The organism is Burkholderia sp. Bp8994 (assembly GCF_003853805.1).
GTDB lineage: Bacteria > Pseudomonadota > Gammaproteobacteria > Burkholderiales > Burkholderiaceae > Burkholderia.
The window spans coordinates 33899-60144 of the sequence record NZ_QTQH01000019.1; the positions used below are offsets into that span (position 1 = coordinate 33899).

The following is a 26246-nucleotide window of genomic DNA, read 5'->3' on the forward strand; positions in this document are numbered from 1 at the left end:
CGATCAAGCCTCATGGATATCCAGATCAACCAACAGACGCTGACGCTGCCCGACGGCGCGACAGTGGCCGACGCGCTCGCCGCGTACGGCGCGCGTCCGCCGTACGCGGTCGCGCTGAACGGCAATTTCGTCGCGCGCACGCAGCATGCGGCGCGCGCGCTCGCGACGGGCGACAAGCTCGACGTGGTGCACCCCGTCGCGGGCGGCTGAGCGCCGCCGGTTCGCCCCCGCTCTTCCAGGAAAACGACATGACGTCCCTCACTTCCGCCGACGCGCTGACGCTGTATGGCGAAACCTTCGCAAGCCGCGTGCTGCTCGGCACGTCGCGCTATCCGTCGCTGCAGTCGCTGTCCGACTCGATCGCCGCGTCGCGCCCCGGGATGGTGACGGTCGCGCTGCGCCGCCAGATGACCGGCGGCACGGCCGAGGCCGGCTTTTTCGACCTGCTCAAGCGTCACGCGGTGCCGCTGCTGCCGAACACGGCCGGCTGCCAGACCGTCGCCGAGGCGGTGACGACCGCGCACATGGCGCGCGAGGTGTTCGACACCGACTGGATCAAGCTCGAGCTGATCGGCGACGACTACACGCTGCAGCCCGACCCGGTCGGGCTGATCGAGGCGGCCGCGCAACTGGTCAAGGACGGCTTCAAGGTGCTGCCTTACTGCACCGAGGATCTCGTGATCGGCCGGCGCCTGCTCGACGTCGGTTGCGAGGCGCTGATGCCGTGGGGCGCGCCGATCGGCACCGGCAAGGGCGTCGTGAACCCGTACGGGCTGCGCGTGTTGCGCGAGCGGCTGCCGGACGTGCCGCTGATCGTCGACGCGGGGCTCGGGGTGCCGTCGCACGCGTGCCAGGTGATGGAGTGGGGTTTCGACGGCGTGCTGCTGAACACGGCCGTGTCGCAGGCCACGCACCCGGAGATCATGGCGCGCGCGTTCGCGCAGGGCGTCGAGGCCGGCCGTGCGGCCTACCTCGCCGGGCCGATGGATGCGCGCGAGACCGCGCATGCGAGCACGCCGGTCGTCGGGATGCCGTTCTGGCACCAGGACGGAGGCGGCGCATGAGCGTGCGCTTCGCCGATGCCTTCTGGCCGCCGGCCGACGAGCTGGCCGAAGCGGCCGAGCGGATTCGCGCGCGCCTCGGCGACTGGCCGGCCGGCACGACGCCGTGGCGGCTCTGCGTCGCGGCGCCCGACGTGCCGGCCGACGGCGACGTGCTGATCGTGTCGGCCGGCGACCGTGCCGCGCAGGCGCGCGCGTCGGCTGCATCGCGCCCCGCATCGCCGGACGCGGTCGCGATCGAATTCGACGAGCGCGGCGCCGTGCTGCATGCCGTGGGCGTGCGCCACGCGCTGGAAGCCGCGCATCCGCTCGCCGACGACTGGATCGCGGCGCTCGCCGCGTTCCTCGACTGCGGTTTCGCGCCGATCGACGCGCTGGTGCTCGCGCTGGCGTGGCGCGACGGCGACGAAACGCGCGATGCCGATGCGTGGCCGGTCGACGCGGCACGGTTCCCGCGTGTCGCCGGCCTGGCCGCCGCACCGGAGCCGGCATTCCCGCCGTGCCCCGCGCAACTGGGCCTGTATCCGGTCGTCCCGGATGCCGAATGGGTCGAGCGCGTGTTGGATTGCGGCGCGCGGACCGTGCAGCTGCGCGTGAAAGGCGCGGAGCCGGACGCATTGCGCCGTGAAATCGCGCGCGCGGTCGCGGCAGGGCGCCGCTATCCCGATGCGCGTGTGTTCATCAACGATCACTGGCGGATCGCAGTAGAAGAGGGTGCGTACGGCGTACATCTGGGCCAGGAGGATCTGGAAACGGCCGATCTGGCCGCGCTCGCGCGCGCCGGCCTGCGGCTCGGGCTGTCGAGCCACGGTTATTACGAGATGTTGCGGGCCTTGCACGAGCGCCCGAGCTATCTGGCGCTCGGTCCCGTCTACGCGACCGCGACCAAGGCAGTCGCGGCGCCGCCGCAGGGCCTGGCGAGGATTGCCCGCTATGCGCGCTTCGCGGGGGCGCGGGCGCCGCTCGTCGCGATCGGCGGCGTGGGGCTCGACGCGTTGCCGGACGTGCTGGCGACGGGCGTCGGCAGCGTCGCGGTGGTCAGCGCGATCACGGGCGCCAACGATTATCGGGCGGCGATTGTTGCGTTGCAGCAATGCTTTGCCCGACAATTTGACAATCATTGACCGCAGGGCCCGGAACGGCGTCACGACATCATTCCAATGCAGGCCCTATAATTCGGCGTTCTGCGTAAAAGGACTGTCAGCTCCGTGAGCCCCACTCCTACCGAGACCCTGCTGGAACTTCGCGACGTCGACTTTGGCTACGGCGACCGCCTCGTCCTGTCGAACCTGAACATGCGCTTCGGGCGCGGCCAGGTCGTCGCCGTCATGGGCGGGTCGGGTTGCGGCAAGACGACCGTGCTGCGCCTGATCGGCGGGCTGGTGCGCGCACGCCGCGGCCAGGTGCTGTTCGACGGCGCCGACGTCGGCGCGCAGACGCGCGACGGCCTGTACGCGCTGCGCCGCAAGATGGGCATGCTGTTCCAGTTCGGCGCGCTGTTCACCGACATGTCCGTGTTCGAGAACGTCGCGTTCGCGCTGCGCGAACACACCGACCTGCCCGACGACCTGATCCGCGATCTGGTGCTGATGAAGCTCAACGCGGTCGGCCTGCGCGGCGCGCGCGACCTGATGCCGTCCGAGGTGTCGGGCGGGATGGCGCGCCGCATCGCGCTCGCGCGCGCGATCGCGCTCGACCCGCAGCTCATCATGTACGACGAACCGTTCGCGGGCCTCGATCCGATCTCGCTCGGCATCACCGCGAACCTGATCCGCACGCTGAACGAGGCGCTCGGCGCGACGTCGATCCTCGTCACGCACGACGTGCCGGAATCGTTCGCGATCGCCGACTACGTGTATTTTCTGGCCAACGGCGGCGTGCTCGCGCAGGGTACGCCCGACGAGCTGCGCGCATCGACCGACCCGAGCGTGCGCCAGTTCATCGACGGCGCGCCGGACGGCCCGTTCAAATTTCATTACACGAGCCCGCCGCTAGCAGCGGATTTCGGGCTCGGCGGAGGGCGCGCATGATCAGCGCGATCGGACGTTACGTCATCGGCGGCCTCGAGCGCGCGGGCTACGGCACGCGGCTGTTCGTGCGCCTCGTGCTGGAATTCTTCCCGCTGTTGCGCCGGCCGCGGCTGGTCACGAAGCAGATCCACTTCCTCGGCAACTATTCGTTCGTGATCATCGCCGTGTCGGGCCTGTTCGTCGGCTTCGTGCTCGGCCTGCAGGGCTACTACACGCTGAATCGCTACGGGTCCGAGCAGGCGCTCGGCCTGCTGGTCGCGCTGTCGCTCGTGCGCGAGCTCGGCCCGGTCGTGACCGCGCTGCTGTTCGCGGGCCGCGCCGGCACGTCGCTGACGGCCGAGATCGGCCTGATGAAGGCCGGCGAGCAGCTCACCGCGCTCGAGATGATGGCCGTCGACCCGGTCAAGACGGTGATCGCGCCGCGCCTGTGGGCCGGCATCATCGCGATGCCGCTGCTCGCCGCGATCTTCAACGCGGTCGGCGTGCTCGGCGGCTATTTCGTCGGGGTCGTGCTGATCGGCGTCGATCCGGGCGCGTTCTGGTCGCAGATGCAGGGCGGGGTCCAGGTATGGGCCGACGTCGGCAACGGCGTGATCAAGAGCATCGTGTTCGGGTTCGCCGTGACCTTCATTGCGCTGTTTCAAGGGTATGAAGCGAAGCCCACGCCCGAGGGCGTGTCGCGCGCGACGACCAAGACGGTCGTGTTCGCGTCGCTCGCCGTACTCGGCCTCGATTTCCTGCTGACCGCGCTGATGTTCAGCTAAGCCTCAGCCAAGCCAAATTTTGGGATGACGATGAAAAAGACTGCTCTCGACTTCTGGGTCGGCCTGTTCGTGGTGGTGGGCTTCCTTGCGGTGCTGTTCCTGGCGCTCAAGGTCGGCAACATGAGCTCGCTTTCGTTTCAGCCGACCTACTCGGTGCGGATGAAATTCGACAACATCGGCGGGCTGAAGGCGCGCGCGGCCGTGAAGAGCGCGGGTGTCGTGGTCGGTCGCGTGAAGGCGATCGGCTTCGATCCCAACACCTACCAGGCGCTGGTGACGATCGATATCGACGGCCAGTATCCGTTCCCGAAGGATTCGTCCGCGAAGATCCTGACGTCGGGCCTGCTCGGCGAGCAGTACATCGGCCTCGATCCGGGCGGCGACACCGAAATGCTGAAGGCGGGCGATACGATCACGATGACGCAGTCGGCGATCGTGCTCGAGAACCTGATCGGCCAGTTCCTGTACAGCAAGGCAGCCGACGCGGGTGGCGCGAAGCCGGCATCCGGCGCCTCGGCTGCACCGGCGGCGCCCGCACCGGTCGCGGTGCCGGCCTCCGCGGTGTCCGGTTCGGCCGCCCAATAACCACACGAGAGAAAGACAAGAGGGTAATGACCATGCAGACGATCCGCATCAGGCACGCCGCGCTCGCGGTGGCGGCAGTCGCCGCATTGAGCGGTTGCGCGACCGTGCAGACGCCGACCAAGGGCGATCCGCTCGAAGGCTTCAACCGGTCGATGTACAAGTTCAACGACACGGTCGACACGTACGCGCTGAAACCGGTCGCGAAGGGCTACCAGTACGTGGTGCCGCAGCCGGTGCGCGACAGCGTGACGAACTTCTTCTCGAACATCGGCGACGTCTACATCGCGGCGAACAACATCGTGCAGCTGCGGATCGCGGACGGCGTCGGCGACATCATGCGCGTCGTGATCAACACGGTGTTCGGCGTCGGCGGCCTGTTCGACGTCGCGACGATCGCGAAACTGCCGAAGCACACGGCCGACTTCGGGATCACGATGGGTCGCTACGGCATGCCGTCGGGTCCGTATCTCGTGCTGCCGCTGCTCGGCCCGAGCACGCTGCGCGACACGGCCGGCCTCGGCGTCGACTACGTCGGCAACCCGCTCACCTACGTGAAGCCGGACGGCCTGAGCTGGGGCCTGTTCGGCGTGAACCTCGTCAATACGCGTGCGAACCTGCTCGGCGCGGGCGACGTGCTGGATGCCGCGGCGCTCGACAAGTATTCGTTCGTGCGCAACGCGTACCTGCAACGCCGCCAGATGCTGATCGACAACGCGCGCGGCGAGGCCTCGACGACGTCGAGCAACGATGCGCTGCCGAAGTACGACCTGCCGGACGACGGCGCGGCACCGGCGGCAGCCGGTGCGGCCGGGACGGCGGGCGCCGCGGCAGTCGGTGGCGCGACGGCGCCGGCCGGCGCATCGGGCGCGGCCGTTGCCGCACCGGCGTCGGGTGCCGCCCAGGCGCCGAACCCGGCCAGCGCGACGACCGTGCCGCCGATGCAGGTGGCGCCGCCGTCGCCGGGCGGATTCCGCTTCCCGAGCATCCGGCTGCACTGACGCGCTTACATTCGTTACAGCCGGAAACGATTCAGTCGGTAGCGCACGCGAACCTTCGCGTAATCTACCGGCTCCAACCTTCGCATCGACTCTTCATGCAGGTCTCCATGATGAAAAAACTGTTCCTGATTCCCGTTTTCGCGGCGCTGTTCTCGTTCGGCAGCGCAGCTCACGCGCAAGTCGACCAGTCGAACCCGCAGGCGCTGATCAAGACGGCGACGCAGCAGGTGCTCGACGAGGTCAAGCAGCAGACAATCAAGCAGGGCGACACCAACCGCATCATTACGATCGTCAACAAGGACATCCTGCCGTACACCGATTTCCGCCGCACCACGCAGCTCGCGATGGGCCGCAACTGGCGCACGGCGTCGGCCGAGCAGCAGCAACAGGTTCAGGAGCAGTTCAAGCTGCTGCTGATCCGCACGTATTCGGGCGCGCTTGCGCAGCTGAAGCCGGACCAGCAGATCCAGTACCCGCCGTTCCGTGCCGATCCGGCCGACACCGACGTCGTCGTGAAGACGGTCGCGATGAACAACGGCCAGCCGGTCCAGATCGATTACCGCCTGTACAAGACGGCCAACGGCTGGAAGGTGTATGACCTGAACGTGCTGGGCGCATGGCTGATCCAGACGTACCAGCAGCAGTTCAACGAGAAGATCCAGCAAAGCGGCGTGGACGGCCTGATCAAGTTCCTGACGCAGCGCAACCAGGAACTTGCCGCCGGCAAGCAGGCGTCGTGAGCGGCTTCGCGGCCGGCTCCTCGCTGACCGTCGCGAGCGCGAAGTCCGCGCTCGCGGACGGTCTCGCGCGCATCGACGCGGGCGAAACCGCCGTCGACTGCGCGGCGCTGACGCAGTTCGACTCGTCCGCGCTCGCCGTGCTGCTCGCATGGCAACGTGCCGCCAAAGCGCGCGGTGCGACCCTCGACATCCTCAATCTCCCCTCGAAGCTCGCCAGCCTCGCGCGCGCCTACGGCGTCGACGCGCTCATCGACGGCACCGGGCGACATTGACCCTGTCCGACCGAAGCCTGCCGCGCCAGCCGGCGCGCGCACGCTTCAGGCCGCGCGCCTTAGGCGCCGGCTCCACCAGCCGGTTTGCCCTATAATCAAGCGTTTTGCGGGGCAGCCAATCGGCGTCCGGCCCCCATTTTCTTTCGCAGCACGCACAGAATAGGCGTCGCGGCCCCTGCGCCGCGCACAGTCATGTCAGCCATAGAAATCCGTCACGTCAGGAAGCGCTACAAATCGCTTCAGGCGCTCAAGGGCGTCAGCCTGTCGGTCGAGGAGGGCGAGTTTTTCGGTCTGCTCGGCCCGAACGGCGCAGGCAAGACCACGCTCATCAGTATCCTCGCCGGGCTCGCCCGGGCCGATGAAGGCAGTATCTCGGTGCGCGGCCACGACGTCGTCAAGGACTTCCGCGGTGCGCGCCGCGCGCTCGGCGTCGTGCCGCAGGAACTCGTGTTCGACCCGTTCTTCACCGTCCGCGAGACGCTGCGGATCCAGTCCGGCTATTTCGGGCTGCGCCGCAACGACGACTGGATCGACGAAGTGATGGCCAATCTCGACCTCACCGAGAAGGCCGACGCGAACATGCGCGCGCTGTCGGGTGGCATGAAGCGCCGCGTGCTGGTCGCACAGGCGCTCGTGCACCGGCCGCCCGTGATCGTGCTCGACGAGCCGACGGCCGGCGTCGACGTCGAACTGCGCCAGACGCTGTGGAAATTCATCTCGCGGCTGAACCGCGAAGGCCACACGATCGTCCTGACCACGCATTACCTCGAGGAAGCCGAGTCGCTGTGCGACCGCATCGCGATGCTGCGCCGCGGGGAGGTCGTCGCGCTCGACCGCACCGACGCGCTGCTGCGGCGCTTCGCGGGGTTGCAGCTGTACCTGCGACTGGCAACGGGCGCGCTGCCCGCCGAGCTGCGCGGGCTGGAGACCGATCCGGCCGCACGCGCGCCGGGCGAGCATCTGCTGCGTCTCGCGAGCTACGACGATGTCGAACGGATTCTCGCGCAGTGTCGCGCGGCGGGCTGCACGTTCGACGAGATCGAGGTCCGCAAGGCGGACCTCGAGGATGTGTTCGTCCAGGTGATGAACGGAGCAGAAGTCGTCGAGGGATTGGCATGAGCGGTTTTCAAACGCTGTTCTACAAGGAACTCTTGCGTTTCTGGAAGGTGTCGTTCCAGACGGTGTGCGCACCGATCGTGACGGCGCTGCTGTACCTGACGATCTTCGGCCACGCGCTGTCGGGCCGAGTCGAGGTGTATCCGGGCGTCGAGTACGTGAGCTTCCTGGTCCCCGGCCTCGTGATGATGAGCGTGCTGCAGAACGCATTCGCGAACAGCTCGTCGTCGCTGATCCAGTCGAAGATCACCGGCAACCTCGTGTTCGTGCTGCTGCCGCCGCTGTCCTACAAGGATATCTTCGGCGCGTACGTGCTCGCGTCCGTCGTGCGCGGGCTCTCGGTCGGCGCGGGCGTGTTCGTCGTGACGATCTGGTTTATCCCGATGCATTTCGCGGCGCCGCTGTTCATCATCGCGTTCGCGCTGCTCGGCTCGGCGATCCTCGGCACGCTCGGGCTGATCGCCGGGATCTGGGCCGAGAAGTTCGACCAGCTCGCCGCGTTCCAGAACTTCCTGATCATGCCGCTGACGTTCCTGTCCGGCGTGTTCTATTCGACGCACTCGCTGCCGCCCGTGTGGCGCGAGATCTCGCGTCTCAACCCGTTTTTCTACATGATCGACGGCTTCCGTTTCGGGTTCTTCGGCGCGTCCGACATCAACCCGCTCGCAAGCCTCGCGATCGTCACCGGTTTCTTCGTGCTGCTCGCGATGTTCGCGATGCGGCTGCTCGCGACCGGCTACAAACTGCGTCATTGATATCGACGGCGGCGGCCGCCACGGGCGGCGCGCGCCGACAGGAGCCCCTCATGTTGCCGACTCCCGAACAGGTCAAGCAATACATCGCCGGCGGTCTCGCCTGCACTCATCTGGAAGTCGAAGGCGACGGCCAGCATTTCTTCGCGACGATCGTGTCGGCGGCCTTCGAAGGCAAGCGGCCGATCCAGCGGCACCAGCTCGTCTATGCGGCGCTCGGCGATCGCATGAAGCAGGAAATTCACGCGCTCAGCATGAAGACGCTGACGCCCGCCGAATGGCAGAACGCATAAACCGGAACCACTGAGTGCAAGTCACCGTCAACGAGCGCGACGCCGTCCAGAGCGTCGCCACGGCACACCCGGCCGCCAACGGGGAATCGCAGGGACATGGGATGGACAAGCTGGTGATCGAAGGCGGTCGCCGGTTGTCGGGCGAGATCGTCGTGTCGGGCGCGAAGAACGCCGCACTGCCGATCCTGTGCGCGGGGCTGCTCAGCGCCGAGCCGGTCGAACTCGACAACGTGCCGAACCTGAAGGACGTGCGCACCACGCTGAAGGTGCTGAACCAGATGGGCGTGAAGAGCGAAACGGACGGCTGCCGCGTGCAGCTCGACGCATCGCGCGTCGACAACCTCGTCGCGCCGTACGAGCTCGTCAAGACGATGCGCGCGTCGATCCTCGTGCTCGGGCCGCTGCTCGCGCGCTTCGGCGAGGCCAAGGTGTCGCTGCCGGGCGGCTGCGCGATCGGCGCGCGGCCGGTCGACCAGCACATCAAGGGCCTGCAGGCGATGGGCGCCGAGATCAGCATCGAGCACGGCTTCATCGAGGCACGCGCGAAGCGCCTGAAGGGCGCGCGCATCGTGACCGACATGATCACGGTGACGGGGACGGAAAACCTGCTGATGGCCGCGACGCTGGCCGACGGCGAGACGGTGATCGAGAACGCGGCACGCGAGCCGGAAGTGAGCGATCTCGCACACTTGCTGGTCGCGATGGGCGCGAAAATCGACGGCATCGGCACCGACCGCCTCGTGATCCAGGGCGTCGAGCGGCTGCACGGCGCACGCCATTCGGTGATTCCCGACCGCATCGAGGCCGGCACGTTCCTGTGCGCGGTCGCGGCGGCGGGCGGCGACGTGATGCTGACGGGCGTGCGCACGCACATCCTCGACGCGGTGATCGACAAGCTGCGCGAGGCCGGCGTGTCGATCGAGGAAGGCGACAGCTGGTTGCGCGTGAAGATGGACCGCCGCCCGCAGGCGGTGACGATCCGCACGTCGGAATACCCGGCGTTCCCGACCGACATGCAGGCTCAGTTCATGGCCCTCAATTCGGTCGCGACGGGCACCGCGCAGGTCGTCGAGACCATCTTCGAGAACCGCTTCATGCACGTGCAGGAGCTGAACCGGCTCGGCGCGAACATCACGATCGACGGCAACACGGCGCTCGTGACGGGCGTCGACAAGCTGTCCGGCGCGAACGTGATGGCGACCGACCTGCGCGCGTCGGCGAGCCTCGTGATCGCCGGGCTGCGCGCCGAAGGCGAAACGCTCGTCGACCGCATCTATCACCTGGACCGCGGCTACGACCGCATGGAAACCAAACTGACCGCCGTCGGCGCGAACGTGCGCCGCCTCTCCGGGAGCCAAGCATGACCGCGCCGCTGACCCTCGCCCTGTCGAAGGGCCGGATTTTCGAGGAAACCCTGCCGCTGCTGGCGGCCGCCGGCGTGCAGGTGGCCGAGGATCCGGAAACGTCGCGCAAGCTGATCCTGCCGACGACCGACCCGAACCTGCGCGTGATCATCGTGCGCGCGAGCGACGTGCCGACCTATGTCGAATACGGCGCGGCCGACTTCGGCGTGGCCGGCAAGGACGTGCTGGTCGAGCACGGCGGCTCGGGCCTCTACCAGCCGATCGATCTGAACATTGCACGCTGCCGGATGTCGGTCGCCGTGCCGGCCGGTTTCGACTACGCGAACGCGGTGCGCCAGGGCGCGCGCCTGCGGGTCGCGACCAAGTACGTCGAAACGGCACGCGAACACTTCGCCGCGAAGGGCGTGCACGTCGACCTGATCAAGCTGTACGGCTCGATGGAGCTGGCGCCGCTCGTCGGGCTGGCCGACGCGATCGTCGACCTCGTCAGCTCGGGCGGCACGCTGAAGGCGAACAATCTGGTCGAGGTCGAGGAGATCATGGCGATCTCGTCGCGCCTCGTCGTGAACCAGGCTGCGCTGAAGTTGAAGCGCGCGGCGCTCAAGCCGATTCTCGACGCGTTCGAACGCGCGTCGCAGAATGGCAATTGAGCGCATCACCGTAACGGAACTTCCATGGCCATCACCATCCGCAAACTCGATTCGACCAGCGACGGCTTCGACGCCGCGCTGCGTGCGGTGCTCGCGTTCGAGGCGAGCGAGGACGAAGCGATCGAGCAGTCGGTCGCGCAGATTCTCGCCGACGTGAAGTCGCGCGGCGACGCCGCGGTGCTCGAGTACACGAACCGCTTCGACCGGCTGGACGCCAGCAGCGTCGCCGCGCTCGAACTGCCGCAGGACGCGCTGCAGACGGCGCTCGACGGCCTCGCGCCGAAGGCGCGCGCGGCGCTGGAAGCCGCCGCCGCACGCGTGCGGGCGTATCACGAGAAACAGAAGATCGAGTGCGGCACCCATAGCTGGCAGTACACGGAAAGCGACGGCACGGTGCTCGGCCAGAAGGTCACGCCGCTCGACCGCGTCGGCCTGTACGTGCCGGGCGGCAAGGCCGCCTATCCGTCGTCGGTGCTGATGAACGCGATTCCCGCGCGGGTCGCGGGCGTCGGCGAGATCGTGATGGTCGTGCCGACCCCGGACGGCGTGAAGAACGACCTCGTGCTCGCCGCGGCGCTGCTCGGCGGCGTCGATCGCGTGTTCACGATCGGTGGCGCGCAGGCGGTCGGCGCGCTCGCGTTCGGCACGGCCACGGTGCCGGCGGTCGACAAGATCTGCGGGCCGGGCAATGCGTACGTCGCGTCCGCCAAGCGCCGCGTGTTCGGCACGGTCGGCATCGACATGATCGCCGGACCATCGGAAATCCTCGTGCTGTGCGACGGCACGACCGATCCGAGCTGGGTCGCGATGGACCTGTTCTCGCAGGCCGAACACGACGAACTCGCGCAGTCGATCCTGCTGTGCCCGGACGCCGCGTTCCTCGAGCGCGTCGAGAAGGCGATCGACGAGCTGCTGCCGACGATGCCGCGCCAGGACGTGATCCGCGCGTCGCTCGAAGGCCGCGGCGCGCTGATCAAGGTGCGCGACATGGCCGAAGCGTGCCGGATCGCGAACGACATCGCGCCCGAGCACCTCGAGATTTCCGCGCTGGAGCCGCAGCAATGGGGCCAGCAGATCCGCCACGCCGGCGCGATCTTCCTCGGCCGCTACACGAGCGAAAGCCTCGGCGACTACTGCGCCGGCCCGAACCACGTGCTGCCGACCTCGCGCACCGCGCGCTTCTCGTCGCCGCTCGGCGTGTACGACTTCATCAAGCGCTCGAGCCTGATCGAAGTCAGCGCCGAAGGTGCGCAGACGCTGGGCGAGATTGCTTCCGAACTCGCATACGGCGAAGGGTTGCAGGCGCACGCGCGCAGCGCCGAACTCCGGATGAAGGGGTGACCCGCGCGCCGGAGCCGATGCCGACGCATCGACTCCGGACGACGAGGAGACCAAGCGCAGGGCGGCAGCCGCCGCCTTGCCGACCAATTTGACGCCGGCGCGACGCACGCCGGCTTGAGACCATGACGACGCCACAAGACATCATCCGCCGCGACGTGCTCGCAATGACGAGCTACCCGGTGCCCGACGCGAGCGGGTTCGTGAAGCTGGATGCGATGGAGAACCCGTATTCGCTGCCGGCGCCGCTCGCGGCGGCGCTCGGCGAGCGCCTCGCGCAGGTCGCGCTGAACCGCTACCCGGCGCCGCGCCCGGGCGCGCTGCTCGACAAGCTGCGCCGTGCGATGGGCTTGCCGGCCGCGTGCGACGTGCTGCTCGGCAACGGTTCGGACGAAATCATCAGCATGATGTCGGTGGCCTGCGCGAAGCCGGGCGCGAAGGTGCTCGCGCCGGTGCCGGGCTTCGTGATGTACGAACTGTCCGCGAAGTTCGCGCAGCTCGAATTCGTCGGCGTGCCGCTCAAGGCCGACCTGACGCTCGACGCCGACGCGATGATCGCGGCGATCGCCGAGCACCGGCCCGCGATCGTCTATCTCGCATACCCGAACAACCCGACCGGTACGCTGTACGACGAAGCCGACGTCGAGCGGATCATCGCGGCCGCGCGGCACAGCCTGATCGTGATCGACGAGGCGTACCAGCCGTTCGCGGAGCGCTCGTGGCTGCCGCGTGCCGCCGAGTTCGACAACGTCGTCGTGATGCGCACGGTCTCGAAGCTCGGCCTCGCGGGAATCCGCCTCGGCTATCTCGCCGGGCTGCCGACGTGGCTGACCGAGTTCGACAAGGTGCGCCCGCCGTACAACATCAACGTGCTGACCCAGGCGACCGCCGATTTCCTGCTCGACCACCTCGACGTGCTCGACGCGCAGGCGGCCGAACTGCGTGCGGAACGCACGCGCCTCGCGCAGGCCGTGGCCGCGCTGCCGGGCGCGACGGTGTTCCCGAGCGCCGGCAATTTCCTGCTGGTGCGCGTGCCGGACGCGGCGGCCGTGTTCGATGCGTTGCTCACCGAGCGGGTGCTGGTCAAAAACGTGAGTAAAATGCATCCGTTGCTGGCCGAATGCGTGCGGCTGACCGTCGGTTCTCCCGACGAAAACGCGCGCCTGCTGGCTGCCTTGAAACTCGCGCTGCCCGGTTGACCCCAGGGCGCGGCGGCGCGCGACGATCAATCCCCATTTACATCAGACTCAATCAAGGAATTGCCATGCGTGTGGCGGAAGTCGTTCGCAATACCAGCGAAACGCAGATCCGTGTGAAGCTCGATCTCGACGGTACGGGCCGGCAGAAGCTGGCCACCGGCGTGCCGTTTCTCGACCATATGCTCGATCAGATCGCGCGACATGGTCTGATCGATCTCGAGGTCGAAGCGCATGGCGATACGCATATCGACGACCACCATACGGTCGAGGACGTCGGCATCACGCTCGGTCAGGCCGTCGCGAAGGCGATCGGCGACAAGAAGGGCATCCGCCGCTACGGCCATTCGTACGTGCCGCTCGACGAGGCGCTGTCGCGCGTCGTGATCGACTTCTCGGGCCGGCCGGGTCTCGAATTCCACGTGCCGTTCACGCGCGCGCGGATCGGCACGTTCGACGTCGACCTGTCGATCGAATTCTTCCGCGGGTTCGTGAACCACGCGGGCGTCACGCTGCACATCGACAACCTGCGCGGGATCAACGCGCACCACCAGCTCGAAACGGTGTTCAAGGCCTTCGGCCGGGCGCTGCGTGCGGCGGTGGAGCTCGACGAGCGCGCGGCGGGGCAGATTCCGTCGACGAAGGGCAGCCTCTAACTTTCGAACGGACAGGACGCCACGGACAACCTCACGGCTTCGGCGCGGCGCGCCGGCTTGCGATGGATCTGCTCAAATCGTTCATTTCCCTGCTCGCGCTGATCAATCCGGTCGGCGCGGTGCCGTTCTTCCTGAGCCTGACGGCGCAGCAGACGGACGACGAGCGGCGCCGCACGATCCGGATCGCGTCGGTGTCGGTGTTCTGCGTGATGACGGTGACGACGCTGCTCGGGCAGCAGATCATCGACTTCTTCGGCATATCGGTCGGCTCGCTCGAAGTGGGCGGCGGGATCATCATGCTGCTGATGGCGATCAGCATGCTGAACGCTCAGGCCGGCAACACCCGCTCGACGCCGGAGGAGCGCCATGAAGCCGAGCAGAAGGACAACATCGCGGTCGTGCCGCTGGCGATTCCGCTGCTCACGGGCCCCGGCTCGATCAGCACGGTGATCATCTATGCGGCGAACTCGCATCACTGGTATGAGCGAGCCGGGCTCGTCGCGATCGGCGCGGCGCTGGCTCTGCTGTGTTTCTTCGCGATGCGGCTTGCCGAGCCGATCGCGAACTGGATCGGCCGCACCGGCATCAACATCGCCACGCGGCTGATGGGTTTGATGCTGTCGGCGCTGGCGGTGGAATTCATCGTCAATGGACTGAGGGCGCTACTGCCTGCACTGAGATGAAAACTTCGATTGCGATTGTGGATTATGGGATGGGCAACCTGCGCTCGGTCGCGCAGGCGCTCAAGAAGGCCGAACCGGCCGCCGACGTGGCGATCGTCGACACGCCGGCCGCGATTCGCGCGGCCGACCGTGTCGTGCTGCCCGGCCAGGGCGCGATGCCCGACTGCATGCGCTGCCTCGGCGAATCGGGGCTGCAGGAAGCGGTGATCGAGGCGTCGCGCACGAAGCCGCTGCTCGGCGTGTGCGTCGGCGAGCAGATGCTGTTCGACTGGAGCGCGGAAGGCGACACGAAGGGCCTGGGCCTGCTGCCCGGCAAGGTCGTGCGCTTCGAGCTCGACGGCCGGCTGCAGGACGACGGCTCGCGCTTCAAGGTGCCGCAGATGGGCTGGAACCGCGTGCGCCAGTCGCAGCCGCACCCGCTGTGGGACGGCGTGCCCGACGACGCGTATTTCTACTTCGTTCACAGCTATTACGTGAGCCCGGACAACCCGGCGCACACGGTCGGCGAAACGGCCTACGGCGCGCCGTTTACGTCAGCGGTCGCGCGGGACAATCTCTTCGCGACCCAATTCCACCCCGAGAAAAGCGCGGAAGTCGGGTTGCGTCTGTATCGCAACTTCGTACACTGGAAGCCGTGAACGTGGTGCGCGAGCCACAGTCGACAGGGCGCAAACGCCTGTCGTGCGGGGCTCGCACGCTTAAGCACCGAAAGAGTTGTACTAAACTAGCGAGACGGCGCGGCACCGGTTTGGCCGGTGCGCGCCGGATTCTTTTCATTTTCCACGACGACACCCGATTGCTATGTTGCTGATTCCGGCCATCGATCTCAAAGACGGTCAGTGTGTGCGCCTCAAACAGGGCGATATGGACCAGGCCACGATTTTCTCCGAGGACCCGGCGGCGATGGCCCGCAAGTGGGTCGATCTCGGCGCCCGGCGGCTGCATCTGGTCGACCTGAACGGCGCATTCGCCGGCAAGCCGAAGAATCTCGAGGCGATCGAAGCGATCCTCGACGAAGTCGGCGACGAAATCCCCGTTCAGCTCGGCGGCGGCATCCGCAGCCTCGAGACGATCGAGAAGTATCTCGACGCGGGCCTGTCCTACGTGATCATCGGCACCGCGGCCGTGAAGGATCCGGGCTTCCTGCAGGACGCGTGCACCGCGTTCGCGGGCAACATCATCGTCGGCCTGGACGCGAAGGACGGCAAGGTCGCGACCGACGGCTGGAGCAAGCTGACGGGCCATGAGGTGATCGATCTCGCGCAGAAGTTCGAGGACTACGGCGTCGAGTCGATCGTCTACACGGACATCGGCCGCGACGGGATGCTGCAGGGCATCAATATCGAGGCGACCGTGAAGCTCGCGCAGGCGGTCGGCATTCCGGTGATCGCCAGCGGCGGCCTGTCGAACCTCACGGACATCGAGAACCTGTGCGAAGTGGAAGAGCACGGCGTCGAAGGCGTGATCTGCGGCCGTGCGATCTACTCCGGCGATCTCGATTTCGCGGCCGCGCAAAAGCGCGCGGACGAACTGAACGGCGAACTCGACAACGCGTAACCGCGGTGTCCCGTTCGCCGGGGCTGCCCGCAGGCGGCCCCGACCGGAAGCCTCGCGCGAGGCTTCCGCAACCGGCCGTTCCACCGCGGCCTATGGCGTACATCATGGCTCTAGCTAAACGCATCATCCCCTGCCTGGACGTGACTGCCGGGCGTGTCGTCAAGGGCGTCAACTTCGTCGAGCTGCGCGATGCCGGCGACCCCGTCGAAATCGCCCGCCGCTACGACGACCAGGGCGCCGACGAACTGACGTTCCTCGACATCACCGCGACCTCCGACCAGCGCGACCTGATCCTGCCGATCATCGAAGCCGTTGCGTCGCAGGTGTTCATTCCGCTGACCGTCGGCGGCGGCGTGCGCGCCGTCGAGGACGTGCGGCGCCTGTTGAACGCCGGCGCGGACAAGGTCAGCATGAATTCGTCGGCGGTCGCGAACCCGCAGCTCGTGCGTGACGCGGCCGACAAGTACGGCTCGCAGTGCATCGTCGTCGCGATCGACGCGAAGCGCGTGTCGGCCGACGGCGAGGCGCCGCGCTGGGAAGTCTTCACGCACGGCGGCCGCAAGGGCACTGGCCTGGATGCGATCGAATGGGCGCGCAAGATGGCCGAACTCGGCGCGGGCGAGATCCTGCTCACGAGCATGGACCGCGACGGCACGAAGTCGGGCTTCGACCTCGCGCTCACGCGCGGCGTGTCGGACGCGGTGCCGGTGCCGGTGATCGCATCGGGCGGTGTCGGCTGCCTGCAGGATCTCGCGGACGGCATCAAGGACGGCCGCGCGGACGCGGTGCTGGCCGCCAGCATCTTCCACTACGGCGAGCACACGGTCGGCGAGGCGAAGCGCTTCATGGCCGAGCAGGGCATCGCGGTGAGGCTGTGATGAATACGCAAACGAAATCCTTGCCCGCGTGGCTCGACAAGGTCCGCTGGGACGACAACGGCCTCGTGCCGGTGATCGCGCAGGAAGCGTCGACGAACGACGTGCTGATGTTCGCGTGGATGAACCGCGAGGCACTGGCGAAGACGATCGAGACGCAGCGCGCGGTCTACTATTCGCGCTCGCGCAAGCGCCTGTGGTTCAAGGGCGAGGAGTCGGGCCACGTGCAGCACGTGCACGAGGTGCGGCTCGATTGCGACGAGGACGTCGTGCTGCTGAAGGTCGAGCAGGTGTCGGGCATCGCCTGCCACACCGGCCGGCATTCGTGCTTCTTCCAGAAATTCGAAGGTACGGTGGACGGCGGCGACTGGGTCGCGGTCGATCCGGTGCTGAAAGACCCCGAACACATCTACAAATGACGCAATCGACCGAAGACACGCTGCTGCGCCTCGCGGCCGTGATCGATAGCCGCAAGGGCGGCGACCCCGAACAATCGTACGTATCGCGCCTGTTCCACAAGGGCGACGACGCGGTGCTGAAGAAGATCGGCGAAGAGGCGACCGAAGTCGTGCTGGCCGCGAAGGACGTACGCCAGGGCGGCGCGCCGACGGCGCTGGTCGGCGAGGTGGCCGATTTGTGGTTCCACTGCCTCGTGATGCTGTCGCATTTCGACCTGAGCCCGGCCGACGTGATCGCCGAACTCGAGCGCCGCGAAGGGTTGTCGGGCATAGAGGAAAAGGCGCTGCGCAAGCGCCGCGAGCGCGAGGAAAACGGCGGTTGACGGCTCGCGGCCTGCCGCGCCGGCGACAGTGCGGTAAGCTGTAAGAATTGTCATCCAACGGGGGTAGCATCATGACCGATACGCCGAGCCAGCTTCCGACGCCGTCGGTGCCGGGTGCAGCGGACGCCGAGCGGCTGAACGGTTTGCGCACGTTGACGCACGTGCTGTACGGCCTCTACGCGATTCATTGGCTGACGGGCGGCGTCACCGGCCTCATCGCGATCATCATCAACTACGTGAAGCGCGGCGACGTGGCCGGCACGCCGTACGCCGACCATTTCGAGTGGCAGATCCGCACGTTCTGGCGCGCGCTGATCGCTTACGTGATCGGCTTCGCGCTGATGTTCGTGGGCGTGGGATTCGTCATCATGTTTGTCACGTGGATTTGGACGCTGTACCGTATCATCAAAGGTTGGCTGTACCTGAACGACAACAAGACGCTCGATCCGCAGGCCTGGTTCTGACCGGCGCGCGGGCGTTTCGCAGGAGCAACATGAGTCACGATCCGAATTGCCTGTTCTGCAAGATCGCGGCGGGCGAGATCCCGAGCACGAAGGTGCACGAGGACGACGAATTCGTCGCGTTCCGCGACATCCGCCCCGCGGCCGAGACGCATGTGCTCGTGATTCCGCGCCGGCACGTGCCGACGCTGTCGGCGGCGAGCGAGGCCGACGCGCCGATGCTCGGCCGGCTGATGCTGCTGGTCGCGCGTCTGGCCGACCAGCTCGGCGTCGCGTACACGGGCGGCGAAACCGGTTTTCGCACGGTGATCAACACGGGCCCCGGCGGCGGGCAGGAGGTTTACCACCTGCACGCGCACATTCTGGCCGGCCCGCGCCCGTGGCTGCGGATGGGTTGACGTCGCGGGGCGTTTCCCCGCATCGATAGTCGAAGCCGGCGTGCCGCCGGCGATTTGCGCCGCGACGCGGCGTGGTTGAGGAGAGGTTTCATCATGGGTGGATTGAGCATTTGGCACTGGCTGATCGTGCTGCTGATCGTCGCGCTGGTTTTCGGTACGAAGAAGTTGCGCAACATCGGCAACGACCTCGGCAGCGCCGTGAAGGGTTTCAAGGACGGCATGAAGGACGGCGAGACGCCGGCGGATGCGCAGCAGCTGCCGCGCAACGGCTCGGTCGACGTCAACGCGAAGGAAACGACGCGTTCCGACTCGAACAAGGCGTAACGCCGGCACGCTGACAGGCATTCGCGATGCTGGATCTCGGTCTTTCGAAGATGGCGCTGATCGGCGTCGTCGCGCTCGTGGTGCTCGGCCCCGAGCGCCTGCCGCGCGTTGCGCGTACGGCCGGCGCACTGTTCGGCCGCGCGCAGCGGTACATCAACGACGTGAAGGCCGAGGTCTCGCGCGAAATCGAACTCGACGCGTTGCGGACGATGAAGACCGATTTCGAGACGGCCGCGCGCAATGTCGAGACGACGATTCACGACAACCTGCGCGAGCACGAGAAGGAACTGAACGACACGTGGAACTCCGCGGTCGGCGGCCTTAACGAAGGCTCGGTCGATGCCGGTACGTACGGCTCCGACACGCCCGCGGCGCCGTCGTGGCGCGGCAGCACGGCCGCGCTCGCGCCGAAGCGTCGCAACTGGCGTGTGAAACAGGCGGCGACGCCTGTCTGGTACAAGCGCGCGACGACCCGCCGCACGCACGTGCAGTCGGGCGCCGCGCGTGTCGCGCGCCACCAGCCGGCCAGCCTGCGCCGGCCGACGCGCTTCTTCTGAGCCGAGCGCATGCTCGCTCGTCAATCCTACCGAGGGCCGGTGTGAGCGACCCCCAGCAGAACCCGGGCGACGCCCCGGAAGAAACCTTCATTTCCCATCTCGTCGAGCTTCGCGACCGCATCATTCGCGCGGGGCTGGCCGTGATCGTCGTGTTCCTCGGGCTCGTGTACTGGGCGCCCGACATCTTCCGGCTGCTCGCGCGGCCGCTGATGGAAAACCTGCCGAAGGGCGGCAGGATGATCGTGACCGACGTCACCGGCTCGTTCTTCGTGCCGATGAAGGTCACGATGCTCGTCGCGCTCGTGATCGCGTTGCCGATCGTGCTGTACCAGATCTGGGCGTTCGTCGCGCCGGGGCTGTACCAGCACGAGAAGAAGCTCGTCGCGCCGCTCGTCGGCAGCAGCTATGTGCTGTTCCTGTGCGGGATGGCGTTCGCGTACTTCCTCGTGTTCCCGACGATCTTCCGCGTGATGGCGCACTACAACGCACCGCTCGGCGCGGAGATGTCGACCGATATCGACAACTACCTGAGCTTCGTGCTCGGGATGTTCATCGCGTTCGGCGTCACGTTCGAGGTGCCGATCGTCGTCGTGCTGCTCGTCCGGATGGGCGTGCTGACGTTGAAGAAGCTGAAGGAGATGCGGCCGTACGTGATCGTCGGCGCGTTCGTCGTCGCGGCGGTCGTGACGCCGCCGGACGTGTTCTCGCAGCTGATGCTCGCGTTGCCGCTCGTCGTGCTGTTCGAGATCGGGCTGCTGGCCGCGCGATTCTTCGTGCCGAAGCCGACGGAAGAACCCGAGGCGGAGAACGGCGCCGCGAGTTGATGCGGGACCGGTGCGCGGCGGCCGGCATGATCGCGGTCGTCGATACGGCCCCTCGACAGCGTTGAAGCCGCGCGCGCCGACCGGATGGCGCAGATCGCGAGGGTGCCCGCAGCTTCTTCACCGTGAAGAAGGCATGCCGGAGCAACGCCGCCGGACCAAAGCAACAGGGCAGCCGATCAGGCTGCCCTTTTTTGTTTCCGTCCTTGGCCGGCAAGCGGCGCCGGTACGCCGCCCGCCGGAGATCATTCGCTGTCGCTGTCCTGTTCGTCGAGCGCCTGCTTCGGCGGCGGCGGGCGCTTGCCGATCACGACCTTCACGTCGAACTCCTTGCCCTTGCGCACGACATGCACCTTGGTCGGCGTGCCCGGCTTGATCTGCGCGACGGTGTTCAGCAGCTTCGTCGTGTCGGTGATGTCGTCGCCGTTCACGCTCACGAGGATGTCGCCCGGCTTGATGCCGGCCTTGTCGGCCGGCCCGCCCTGCAGCACGCCCGCGACGATCGCGCCCGACTTCTGCTGGAGCCCGAACGATTCGGCGATTTCCGGCGTGACGTCCTGCGGCTCGACGCCGATCCAGCCGCGCGTGACCGAGCCCGTCGTGATGATGCTTTCGAGCACGGTGCGCGCGGTCGACACGGGAATCGCGAAGCCGATGCCGAGCGAGCCGCCCGAGCGCGAGTAGATCGCCGTGTTGATGCCGAGCAGGTTGCCGTTGACGTCGACCAGCGCGCCGCCCGAGTTGCCCGGGTTGATCGGCGCGTCGGTCTGGATGAAGTTCTCGAACGTGTTGATGCCGAGGTGATTGCGGCCGAGCGCGCTGATGATCCCCATCGTGACCGTCTGGCCTACGCCGAACGGGTTGCCGATCGCGAGCACGACGTCGCCGACCCGCGACTGGTCGGAACGGCCGAGCGTGATCGTCGGCAGGTTCGTCATGTTGATCTTCAGCACGGCGAGGTCGGTTTCCGGGTCGCTGCCGATCACCTTCGCGGTGCCCGTGCGGCCGTCGGCGAGCGCGACTTCGATCTGGTCGGCGCCGTCCACGACGTGCTGGTTCGTTAGAATGTAACCTTCAGGGCTCACGATAACGCCCGAGCCCAGGTTGGCGGCCGGTTCGTCGTGCTGCTTGCGCGCATTGCGGTCGCCGAAGAAGTAGCGGAACAGCGGATCCTTCGCGCGCGGATCGGGCGGCAGCGAGCCGTCCTTGCTGGAGAAGACGTTGACGACGGCGGGCATCGCCTTTTGCGCGGCCTCGGCGTACGACGTGGTCGCGGGGGCGCCGCCGATGCCCGGTGCGACTTCGCGCAGCGCGACGATCGGCGTGGCGAGCTGCTTGCCGAGCTGTCCTTGCCGTTGCAGCCATTGCGGCTTGAGCGTCACGACGATGAACATCAGCGCGAGCAGTACGGTCACCGCCTGCGCGAAGAACAGCCAGAAGCGTCTAAGCATCTGAAAGGATTAGAGGTTTATATGGATCGGATCGAACTTGAATTGTACTTGAACAATACCCTTGAAATCGCGCGCTTCAAGGACTATTGCCCGAACGGCCTCCAGGTCGAGGGGCGCCGCAAGATCGAGAAGATCGCCACCGGCGTGACGGCGTCGGTCGCGTTCCTCGAAGCCGCGCTCGAATGGGGCGCGGATGCGGTGCTCGTCCATCACGGCTATTTCTGGCGCAACGAGGCGCCGCAGATTACCGGCCGAAAGTACCAGCGGCTGAAGCTGCTGCTCGCGAACGATCTGAACCTGTTCGCATTCCACCTGCCGCTCGACGCGCACCCCGAGTTCGGCAACAACGCGCAGCTCGGCGAGAAGCTCGGGCTGCTCGGCGAGCAGCGTTTCGGCGATGGCGACCTCGGCTGGATGGCCACGCTGCCGATGCCCGTCTCGCTCGAGCACTTCGTCGCGAAGGTCGAGCGCACGCTCGGCCGCACGCCGCTCGTGCTCGGCGATCCGGAGATGCAGTTGCGCCGCATCGCATGGTGTACGGGCGCCGCGCAAAGCTATTTCGACGCGGCGATCGACGCGGGCGCCGACGTGTTCCTGACCGGCGAGGTGTCGGAATCCGTCACGCACGCGTCGGCCGAAAGCGGCGTCGCGTTCGTTGCGGCAGGGCACCACGCGACCGAGCGCTACGGAATCCAGGCGCTCGGCGCCCACTTGTCCGAAGAATTCGATCTCGAACACCTTTTTATCGATATTCATAATCCGGTCTGAACGCCGGATTTGCGGCGGTGCACCGAAAATTCGCAATGTAGCGCATGCTTAAAAGCGAAATGATTTAATCGCTCCGATAGTGGGGGAAAACCCTTAACTATCAATTACTTCGAAGGGATTTTCGTCTCCGGGCCTTGTAAATGGCGACTCCATTCGCGCAAACTAGCGGCGGAATGAAAAGTCGTGACGGAAAATCCAACTCAGAAGTGGGGCGTGTGATGCGAGACAAGGAAGAGAAACGCGTCGACAGCGGCCGCCGTACCTGGCTGATTGCGACATCCGTAGCAGGTGGCGTGGGAGGCGTAGCCACCGTCATACCTTTCGCGGCGTCGCTTGCGCCGTCCGCGAAAGCGAAAGCGGCCGGAGCCCCGGTCGAGGTCGACATCAGCAGCCTGAAGCCCGGCGAGATGGTCACGGTGCCGTGGCGCGGCAAACCCGTCTGGATCCTGAATCGCACCGATTCGATGCTGGCCGACGTCGTCAAGGCCGACAAGGAAGTGGCCGATCCGACCTCGAAATCCCCGTATTCGATGCCGTTGCCCGCGTATTGCGCGAACGAATATCGCTCGCGGGCCGATCGCAAGAACATTCTCGTCGTGATGGCCGTGTGTACGCACCTCGGCTGCACGCCTAGCCAACGCTTCACGCCGGGTCCGCAGCCGAACCTGCCGGACGACTGGCCGGGCGGCTTCCTGTGCCCGTGCCACGGTTCGACCTACGACCTCGCCGGCCGCGTGTTCAAGAACAAGCCGGCGCCCCAGAATCTCGACATCCCGCCCTACATGTTCACGTCGGCGACGACCCTCGTGATCGGCAAGGACGAGAAAGGAGAAGCGTGATGGCCGACAACAAGGAAGTCTCCACGACAGGTCTCACCGGCTGGGTCGACCAGCGCTTCCCGCTCACGTCCACCTGGAAGAAGCACGTTTCCGAGTACTACGCGCCGAAGAACTTCAACTTCTGGTACTTCTTCGGCTCACTCGCGCTGCTGGTGCTCGTCAACCAGATCGTCACGGGCATCTTCCTGACGATGAACTACAAGCCCGATTCGACGCTCGCGTTCGCATCGGTCGAGTACATCATGCGCGAGGTGCCGTGGGGCTGGCTGATCCGCTACATGCACTCGACCGGTGCGTCGATGTTCTTCGTCGTCGTGTACCTGCACATGTTCCGCGGGCTGATGTACGGGTCGTACCGCAAGCCGCGCGAACTCGTGTGGATCTTCGGCTGCGCGATCTTCCTGTGCCTGATGGCCGAGGCGTTCTTCGGCTACCTGCTGCCGTGGGGCCAGATGTCGTTCTGGGGCGCGCAGGTGATCGTGAACCTGTTCTCGGCGATCCCGTTCGTCGGCCCGGACCTGTCGTTGTGGATCCGCGGCGACTACGTCGTTTCCGACGTCACGCTGAACCGCTTCTTCGCGTTCCACGTGATCGCGATTCCGCTCGTGCTGGTCGGCCTCGTGATCGCGCACCTCGTCGCGCTCCACGAAGTGGGGTCGAACAACCCGGACGGCATCGAGATCAAGGCGAAGAAGGACGCGGACGGCATTCCGCTCGACGGCATCCCGTTCCACCCGTACTACTCGGTGCACGATTTCTTCGGCGTCTGCGTGTTCCTGATGGTGTTCGCGCTGATCGTGTTCTTCTCGCCGGAGATGGGCGGCTACTTCCTCGAGTCGAACAACTTCGTCCCGGCGAATCCGCTGCAGACGCCGCCGGAAATCGCGCCGGTGTGGTACTTCACCGCGTTCTACGCGATGCTGCGCGCGACCACCGACCCGTTCAAGATCGTGCTGATGATCGTGATCGCGCTGCTCGGCGTGCTCGCGCTGATCCGTGCGCGCGGCAAGTGGAAGGTCGGGCTGCCGGTGCTGGCCGCGGCGATCGTCGTATTCATGTTCCTGACGGAATCGAAGTTCTGGGGCGTCGTCGTGATGGGCTCGGCGGTGATCACGCTGTTCTTCCTGCCGTGGCTCGACCGCAGCCCGGTGAAGTCGATCCGCTACCGGCCGCTGTTCCACAAGGTGTTCCTCGGGATCTTCGTCGCGGCGTTCCTGATCCTCGCGTTCCTCGGCACGCGGCCGCCATCGCCGGTCTCGACGCTGATCGCGCAGGGCTGTGCGCTGATCTACTTCGCGTTCTTCCTCGGCATGCCCGTCTGGACGCCGCTTGGCACGTTCAAGCAGCCGCCGGAGCGGGTGCGCTTCAAGCCCCATTAACGAGAGCGAGGAGAGAACGACATGAAGAAACTGCTTTCGACGCTCGCGCTGATCGGGGCGACGGCCGTCGCGCTGCTGGCGGCGCCGGCCGTGCACGCGGAGGGTAATTTTCCGCTCGACCGGGCGCCCGATAACACGGAAAATCTCGTTTCGCTTCAGCACGGCGCGCAATTGTTTGTAAACTATTGCCTGAACTGCCACAGCGCGAACCTGATGCGCTACAACCGTCTGACGGATCTGGGCATATCCCAGAAGGAGATCGAAACGAATCTCCTGTTCACGACCGACAAGGTCGGGAACACGATGTCCGTCGCGATGCGGCCCGAAGACGCGAAGAACTGGCTCGGCACGACACCGCCCGACCTGTCGGTCGAGGAGCGGGCGCGCGGTCGCGACTGGCTGTACACGTATCTGCGGAGTTTCTACCGCGACGATACGCGGCCGAGCGGTTGGAACAACGCGGTGTTCGAGAACGTCGGCATGCCCCATGTATTGTGGCAACTGCAGGGGCAGCGCACTGCCAAATTCGAAGACAAGACGGACGAGGAGACGGGCGAGAAGGTCCACACGCTCGTCGGCTTCCAGCAGGTCACGCCGGGGACGTTGTCGCCGCCGGACTATGATGCTGCGGTGGCCGACCTGGTGGCCTATATGACATGGATGTCCGAGCCGGCCCAGCAGACCCGCAAACGCCTCGGCGTGTGGGTGCTGGTCTTTCTCGGTGTCCTGACTTTCCTGGCCTGGCGGCTCAATGCCGCGTACTGGAAAGATATCAAGTAAACACGCCTGACCGGCGTGGGGCCGGCGCAAGGCGGAACCCGTGAAAGGGGTTGCGCCGCGTGCCGGCCCTCGGCTTTTTTGAGGAAACGCAAATATGATGGTTCTGTATTCCGGCACAACTTGCCCGTTCTCCCAGCGTTGCCGGCTGGTGCTGTTCGAGAAGGGGATGGATTTCGAGATCCGTGACGTCGACCTGTTCAACAAGCCGGAAGACATCTCGGTGATGAACCCGTACGGTCAGGTGCCGATTCTGGTCGAACGCGACCTGATCCTGTACGAATCGAACATCATCAACGAATACATCGACGAGCGCTTCCCGCACCCGCAACTGATGCCGGCCGACCCGGTGCAGCGCGCCCGTGCACGCCTGTTCCTGCTCAACTTCGAGAAGGAGCTGTTCGTTCACGTCAGCACGCTCGAGAACGAGAAGGGCAAGGCAGCGGAGAAGAACCACGAGAAGGCACGCCTCGCGATCCGCGATCGCCTGACGCAACTCGCGCCGATCTTCGTGAAGAACAAGTACATGCTCGGCGAGGAGTTCTCGATGCTCGACGTCGCGATCGCGCCGCTGCTGTGGCGTCTGGATCACTACGGCATCGAACTGTCGAAGAACGCCGCGCCGCTGATGAAGTATGCCGAGCGGATCTTCAGCCGTCCGGCCTATATCGAAGCACTGACGCCGTCCGAAAAGGTCATGCGTCGTTGATGATGCAATGAGGGCAAGACGGAGCGGGCGGCGCGGCGTGCCGCGTGCCCG

34 protein-coding genes are annotated in these 26246 nt (G+C 66.4%); 33 read left to right on the plus strand and 1 reads right to left on the minus strand.

Annotated features, from left to right (window positions below; genetic code table 11):
* Positions 1 to 12: 12 nt before the first annotated feature.
* The 28 genes from thiS to tatC all read left to right on the plus strand — a co-directional run bounded on the left by thiS (position 13) and on the right by tatC (position 20275).
* A complete protein-coding gene (gene thiS / locus DIE04_RS21135) occupies positions 13 to 210 on the plus strand; it encodes a sulfur carrier protein ThiS (protein ID WP_014898319.1) in 198 nt (65 codons plus the stop codon).
* A gap of 38 nt (positions 211 to 248) precedes the next feature.
* The gene (locus DIE04_RS21140; protein ID WP_039322226.1) at positions 249 to 1064 is read left to right on the plus strand and encodes a thiazole synthase; all 816 of its coding nucleotides are present in this window, start codon (positions 249 to 251) and stop codon (positions 1062 to 1064) included.
* Positions 1061 to 2185, plus strand: a complete 1125-nt coding sequence (gene thiE, locus DIE04_RS21145) for a thiamine phosphate synthase (RefSeq protein WP_124522234.1) — start codon at positions 1061 to 1063, stop codon at positions 2183 to 2185. Before DIE04_RS21140 ends, thiE begins: the two co-directional genes overlap by 4 nt.
* Before the next feature lie 84 nt (positions 2186 to 2269).
* Complete coding sequence (locus DIE04_RS21150; RefSeq protein WP_044845966.1) at positions 2270 to 3091, plus strand: ABC transporter ATP-binding protein; 822 nt, start codon at positions 2270 to 2272, stop codon at positions 3089 to 3091.
* Positions 3088 to 3855: a lipid asymmetry maintenance ABC transporter permease subunit MlaE gene (mlaE, locus tag DIE04_RS21155; protein ID WP_006762098.1), complete on the plus strand. Its 768-nt coding sequence runs from the start codon at positions 3088 to 3090 to the stop codon at positions 3853 to 3855. The genes DIE04_RS21150 and mlaE overlap by 4 nt, the downstream gene beginning before the upstream one ends.
* 24 nt (positions 3856 to 3879) lie before the next feature.
* Positions 3880 to 4440, plus strand: a complete 561-nt coding sequence (gene mlaD, locus DIE04_RS21160) for an outer membrane lipid asymmetry maintenance protein MlaD (protein WP_124487854.1) — start codon at positions 3880 to 3882, stop codon at positions 4438 to 4440.
* Positions 4441 to 4472: 32 nt separating this feature from the next.
* Positions 4473 to 5438: a VacJ family lipoprotein gene (locus DIE04_RS21165; protein WP_044845963.1), complete on the plus strand. Its 966-nt coding sequence runs from the start codon at positions 4473 to 4475 to the stop codon at positions 5436 to 5438.
* A 110-nt stretch (positions 5439 to 5548) separates the two neighbouring features.
* Positions 5549 to 6178 (plus strand): phospholipid-binding protein MlaC, encoded by a 630-nt coding sequence (locus tag DIE04_RS21170; RefSeq protein WP_044846000.1) that lies wholly within the window; start codon positions 5549 to 5551, stop codon positions 6176 to 6178.
* Positions 6175 to 6450 carry a lipid asymmetry maintenance protein MlaB gene (locus DIE04_RS21175; protein ID WP_044845962.1) on the plus strand — a complete coding sequence of 92 codons (276 nt, stop codon included), beginning with the start codon at positions 6175 to 6177 and terminating at the stop codon, positions 6448 to 6450. Before DIE04_RS21170 ends, DIE04_RS21175 begins: the two co-directional genes overlap by 4 nt.
* Positions 6451 to 6642: 192 nt before the next feature.
* Complete coding sequence (locus DIE04_RS21180; protein WP_124522232.1) at positions 6643 to 7569, plus strand: ABC transporter ATP-binding protein; 927 nt, start codon at positions 6643 to 6645, stop codon at positions 7567 to 7569.
* Complete coding sequence (locus DIE04_RS21185) at positions 7566 to 8321, plus strand: ABC transporter permease (RefSeq protein ID WP_044845960.1); 756 nt, start codon at positions 7566 to 7568, stop codon at positions 8319 to 8321. Before DIE04_RS21180 ends, DIE04_RS21185 begins: the two co-directional genes overlap by 4 nt.
* 50 nt (positions 8322 to 8371) lie before the next feature.
* Positions 8372 to 8611 (plus strand): BolA family protein, encoded by a 240-nt coding sequence (locus DIE04_RS21190; protein ID WP_006477131.1) that lies wholly within the window; start codon positions 8372 to 8374, stop codon positions 8609 to 8611.
* Between the two features lie 14 nt (positions 8612 to 8625).
* The gene (gene murA, locus DIE04_RS21195; protein ID WP_124522231.1) at positions 8626 to 9975 is read left to right on the plus strand and encodes a UDP-N-acetylglucosamine 1-carboxyvinyltransferase; all 1350 of its coding nucleotides are present in this window, start codon (positions 8626 to 8628) and stop codon (positions 9973 to 9975) included.
* Positions 9972 to 10625, plus strand: coding sequence for an ATP phosphoribosyltransferase (gene hisG, locus DIE04_RS21200; RefSeq protein WP_006751807.1), 654 nt, complete (start codon positions 9972 to 9974; stop codon positions 10623 to 10625). Before murA ends, hisG begins: the two co-directional genes overlap by 4 nt.
* A gap of 24 nt (positions 10626 to 10649) precedes the next feature.
* Positions 10650 to 11966 (plus strand): histidinol dehydrogenase, encoded by a 1317-nt coding sequence (hisD, locus tag DIE04_RS21205; protein WP_124522230.1) that lies wholly within the window; start codon positions 10650 to 10652, stop codon positions 11964 to 11966.
* A gap of 122 nt (positions 11967 to 12088) precedes the next feature.
* Positions 12089 to 13162, plus strand: a complete 1074-nt coding sequence (gene hisC / locus DIE04_RS21210) for a histidinol-phosphate transaminase (protein WP_124522229.1) — start codon at positions 12089 to 12091, stop codon at positions 13160 to 13162.
* Positions 13163 to 13227: 65 nt separating this feature from the next.
* Positions 13228 to 13815 carry an imidazoleglycerol-phosphate dehydratase HisB gene (gene hisB / locus DIE04_RS21215; RefSeq protein ID WP_006751804.1) on the plus strand — a complete coding sequence of 196 codons (588 nt, stop codon included), beginning with the start codon at positions 13228 to 13230 and terminating at the stop codon, positions 13813 to 13815.
* Between the two features lie 62 nt (positions 13816 to 13877).
* Positions 13878 to 14498, plus strand: coding sequence for a YchE family NAAT transporter (locus DIE04_RS21220; protein WP_044845956.1), 621 nt, complete (start codon positions 13878 to 13880; stop codon positions 14496 to 14498).
* Entirely contained in the window at positions 14495 to 15136 is a 642-nt protein-coding gene (hisH, locus tag DIE04_RS21225; RefSeq protein WP_044845955.1) for an imidazole glycerol phosphate synthase subunit HisH, read from the plus strand. Before DIE04_RS21220 ends, hisH begins: the two co-directional genes overlap by 4 nt.
* Before the next feature lie 163 nt (positions 15137 to 15299).
* Positions 15300 to 16055 (plus strand): 1-(5-phosphoribosyl)-5-[(5-phosphoribosylamino)methylideneamino]imidazole-4-carboxamide isomerase, encoded by a 756-nt coding sequence (gene hisA, locus DIE04_RS21230; protein ID WP_034183653.1) that lies wholly within the window; start codon positions 15300 to 15302, stop codon positions 16053 to 16055.
* A gap of 104 nt (positions 16056 to 16159) precedes the next feature.
* On the plus strand, positions 16160 to 16933 hold the full coding sequence (hisF, locus tag DIE04_RS21235) for an imidazole glycerol phosphate synthase subunit HisF (protein ID WP_044845999.1): 774 nt from the start codon (positions 16160 to 16162) through the stop codon (positions 16931 to 16933).
* The gene (hisI, locus tag DIE04_RS21240) at positions 16933 to 17349 is read left to right on the plus strand and encodes a phosphoribosyl-AMP cyclohydrolase (RefSeq protein WP_124522228.1); all 417 of its coding nucleotides are present in this window, start codon (positions 16933 to 16935) and stop codon (positions 17347 to 17349) included. The genes hisF and hisI overlap by 1 nt, the downstream gene beginning before the upstream one ends.
* On the plus strand, positions 17346 to 17711 hold the full coding sequence (locus DIE04_RS21245) for a phosphoribosyl-ATP diphosphatase (RefSeq protein WP_044845953.1): 366 nt from the start codon (positions 17346 to 17348) through the stop codon (positions 17709 to 17711). Before hisI ends, DIE04_RS21245 begins: the two co-directional genes overlap by 4 nt.
* A gap of 71 nt (positions 17712 to 17782) precedes the next feature.
* Positions 17783 to 18175 carry a hypothetical protein gene (locus DIE04_RS21250; protein ID WP_124487859.1) on the plus strand — a complete coding sequence of 131 codons (393 nt, stop codon included), beginning with the start codon at positions 17783 to 17785 and terminating at the stop codon, positions 18173 to 18175.
* 29 nt (positions 18176 to 18204) lie between these two features.
* Positions 18205 to 18570, plus strand: coding sequence for a histidine triad nucleotide-binding protein (locus DIE04_RS21255; protein ID WP_044845951.1), 366 nt, complete (start codon positions 18205 to 18207; stop codon positions 18568 to 18570).
* 93 nt (positions 18571 to 18663) lie between these two features.
* The gene (gene tatA / locus DIE04_RS21260; RefSeq protein WP_044845950.1) at positions 18664 to 18894 is read left to right on the plus strand and encodes a Sec-independent protein translocase subunit TatA; all 231 of its coding nucleotides are present in this window, start codon (positions 18664 to 18666) and stop codon (positions 18892 to 18894) included.
* 26 nt (positions 18895 to 18920) lie between these two features.
* Positions 18921 to 19451, plus strand: coding sequence for a Sec-independent protein translocase protein TatB (gene tatB, locus DIE04_RS21265; protein ID WP_044845949.1), 531 nt, complete (start codon positions 18921 to 18923; stop codon positions 19449 to 19451).
* Positions 19452 to 19492: 41 nt separating this feature from the next.
* Positions 19493 to 20275 carry a twin-arginine translocase subunit TatC gene (tatC, locus tag DIE04_RS21270; RefSeq protein ID WP_044845948.1) on the plus strand — a complete coding sequence of 261 codons (783 nt, stop codon included), beginning with the start codon at positions 19493 to 19495 and terminating at the stop codon, positions 20273 to 20275.
* Between the two features lie 242 nt (positions 20276 to 20517).
* On the opposite strand, the gene DIE04_RS21275 is transcribed toward tatC, so the two are convergent.
* Positions 20518 to 21723, minus strand: a complete 1206-nt coding sequence (locus DIE04_RS21275; protein ID WP_044845947.1) for a Do family serine endopeptidase — start codon at positions 21721 to 21723, stop codon at positions 20518 to 20520.
* A 21-nt stretch (positions 21724 to 21744) separates the two neighbouring features.
* On the opposite strand from DIE04_RS21275, the gene DIE04_RS21280 reads away from it, so the two are divergent.
* The 5 genes from DIE04_RS21280 to DIE04_RS21300 all read left to right on the plus strand — a co-directional run bounded on the left by DIE04_RS21280 (position 21745) and on the right by DIE04_RS21300 (position 26195).
* A complete protein-coding gene (locus DIE04_RS21280; RefSeq protein WP_044845946.1) occupies positions 21745 to 22491 on the plus strand; it encodes a Nif3-like dinuclear metal center hexameric protein in 747 nt (248 codons plus the stop codon).
* A gap of 218 nt (positions 22492 to 22709) precedes the next feature.
* The gene (gene petA / locus DIE04_RS21285) at positions 22710 to 23330 is read left to right on the plus strand and encodes a ubiquinol-cytochrome c reductase iron-sulfur subunit (RefSeq protein WP_124522227.1); all 621 of its coding nucleotides are present in this window, start codon (positions 22710 to 22712) and stop codon (positions 23328 to 23330) included.
* Positions 23327 to 24709 carry a cytochrome bc complex cytochrome b subunit gene (locus DIE04_RS21290; RefSeq protein ID WP_124487862.1) on the plus strand — a complete coding sequence of 461 codons (1383 nt, stop codon included), beginning with the start codon at positions 23327 to 23329 and terminating at the stop codon, positions 24707 to 24709. The genes petA and DIE04_RS21290 overlap by 4 nt, the downstream gene beginning before the upstream one ends.
* A 21-nt stretch (positions 24710 to 24730) precedes the next feature.
* Positions 24731 to 25489: a cytochrome c1 gene (locus DIE04_RS21295; protein WP_124487863.1), complete on the plus strand. Its 759-nt coding sequence runs from the start codon at positions 24731 to 24733 to the stop codon at positions 25487 to 25489.
* Between the two features lie 94 nt (positions 25490 to 25583).
* Positions 25584 to 26195: a glutathione S-transferase N-terminal domain-containing protein gene (locus tag DIE04_RS21300; protein ID WP_006400565.1), complete on the plus strand. Its 612-nt coding sequence runs from the start codon at positions 25584 to 25586 to the stop codon at positions 26193 to 26195.
* Positions 26196 to 26246: the final 51 nt, after the last annotated feature.

What these genes read in the sequence shown, in the direction of transcription:
- thiS (WP_014898319.1), top strand. Translation starts at nt 13, where the DNA reads ATGGATATCCAGATCAACCAACAGACGCTGACGCTGCCCGACGGCGCG.
- DIE04_RS21140 (WP_039322226.1), top strand. Translation starts at nt 249, where the DNA reads ATGACGTCCCTCACTTCCGCCGACGCGCTGACGCTGTATGGCGAAACC.
- thiE (WP_124522234.1), top strand. Translation starts at nt 1,061, where the DNA reads ATGAGCGTGCGCTTCGCCGATGCCTTCTGGCCGCCGGCCGACGAGCTG.
- mlaE (WP_006762098.1), top strand. Translation starts at nt 3,088, where the DNA reads ATGATCAGCGCGATCGGACGTTACGTCATCGGCGGCCTCGAGCGCGCG.
- mlaD (WP_124487854.1), top strand. Translation starts at nt 3,880, where the DNA reads ATGACGATGAAAAAGACTGCTCTCGACTTCTGGGTCGGCCTGTTCGTG.
- DIE04_RS21165 (WP_044845963.1), top strand. Translation starts at nt 4,473, where the DNA reads ATGCAGACGATCCGCATCAGGCACGCCGCGCTCGCGGTGGCGGCAGTC.
- DIE04_RS21170 (WP_044846000.1), top strand. Translation starts at nt 5,549, where the DNA reads ATGAAAAAACTGTTCCTGATTCCCGTTTTCGCGGCGCTGTTCTCGTTC.
- DIE04_RS21180 (WP_124522232.1), top strand. Translation starts at nt 6,643, where the DNA reads ATGTCAGCCATAGAAATCCGTCACGTCAGGAAGCGCTACAAATCGCTT.
- DIE04_RS21185 (WP_044845960.1), top strand. Translation starts at nt 7,566, where the DNA reads ATGAGCGGTTTTCAAACGCTGTTCTACAAGGAACTCTTGCGTTTCTGG.
- DIE04_RS21190 (WP_006477131.1), top strand. Translation starts at nt 8,372, where the DNA reads ATGTTGCCGACTCCCGAACAGGTCAAGCAATACATCGCCGGCGGTCTC.
- hisG (WP_006751807.1), top strand. Translation starts at nt 9,972, where the DNA reads ATGACCGCGCCGCTGACCCTCGCCCTGTCGAAGGGCCGGATTTTCGAG.
- hisD (WP_124522230.1), top strand. Translation starts at nt 10,650, where the DNA reads ATGGCCATCACCATCCGCAAACTCGATTCGACCAGCGACGGCTTCGAC.
- hisC (WP_124522229.1), top strand. Translation starts at nt 12,089, where the DNA reads ATGACGACGCCACAAGACATCATCCGCCGCGACGTGCTCGCAATGACG.
- hisB (WP_006751804.1), top strand. Translation starts at nt 13,228, where the DNA reads ATGCGTGTGGCGGAAGTCGTTCGCAATACCAGCGAAACGCAGATCCGT.
- DIE04_RS21220 (WP_044845956.1), top strand. Translation starts at nt 13,878, where the DNA reads ATGGATCTGCTCAAATCGTTCATTTCCCTGCTCGCGCTGATCAATCCG.
- hisH (WP_044845955.1), top strand. Translation starts at nt 14,495, where the DNA reads ATGAAAACTTCGATTGCGATTGTGGATTATGGGATGGGCAACCTGCGC.
- hisA (WP_034183653.1), top strand. Translation starts at nt 15,300, where the DNA reads ATGTTGCTGATTCCGGCCATCGATCTCAAAGACGGTCAGTGTGTGCGC.
- hisF (WP_044845999.1), top strand. Translation starts at nt 16,160, where the DNA reads ATGGCTCTAGCTAAACGCATCATCCCCTGCCTGGACGTGACTGCCGGG.
- hisI (WP_124522228.1), top strand. Translation starts at nt 16,933, where the DNA reads ATGAATACGCAAACGAAATCCTTGCCCGCGTGGCTCGACAAGGTCCGC.
- DIE04_RS21245 (WP_044845953.1), top strand. Translation starts at nt 17,346, where the DNA reads ATGACGCAATCGACCGAAGACACGCTGCTGCGCCTCGCGGCCGTGATC.
- DIE04_RS21250 (WP_124487859.1), top strand. Translation starts at nt 17,783, where the DNA reads ATGACCGATACGCCGAGCCAGCTTCCGACGCCGTCGGTGCCGGGTGCA.
- DIE04_RS21255 (WP_044845951.1), top strand. Translation starts at nt 18,205, where the DNA reads ATGAGTCACGATCCGAATTGCCTGTTCTGCAAGATCGCGGCGGGCGAG.
- tatA (WP_044845950.1), top strand. Translation starts at nt 18,664, where the DNA reads ATGGGTGGATTGAGCATTTGGCACTGGCTGATCGTGCTGCTGATCGTC.
- tatB (WP_044845949.1), top strand. Translation starts at nt 18,921, where the DNA reads ATGCTGGATCTCGGTCTTTCGAAGATGGCGCTGATCGGCGTCGTCGCG.
- DIE04_RS21275 (WP_044845947.1), bottom strand. Translation starts at nt 21,723, where the DNA reads ATGCTTAGACGCTTCTGGCTGTTCTTCGCGCAGGCGGTGACCGTACTG.
- DIE04_RS21280 (WP_044845946.1), top strand. Translation starts at nt 21,745, where the DNA reads ATGGATCGGATCGAACTTGAATTGTACTTGAACAATACCCTTGAAATC.
- petA (WP_124522227.1), top strand. Translation starts at nt 22,710, where the DNA reads ATGCGAGACAAGGAAGAGAAACGCGTCGACAGCGGCCGCCGTACCTGG.
- DIE04_RS21295 (WP_124487863.1), top strand. Translation starts at nt 24,731, where the DNA reads ATGAAGAAACTGCTTTCGACGCTCGCGCTGATCGGGGCGACGGCCGTC.
- DIE04_RS21300 (WP_006400565.1), top strand. Translation starts at nt 25,584, where the DNA reads ATGATGGTTCTGTATTCCGGCACAACTTGCCCGTTCTCCCAGCGTTGC.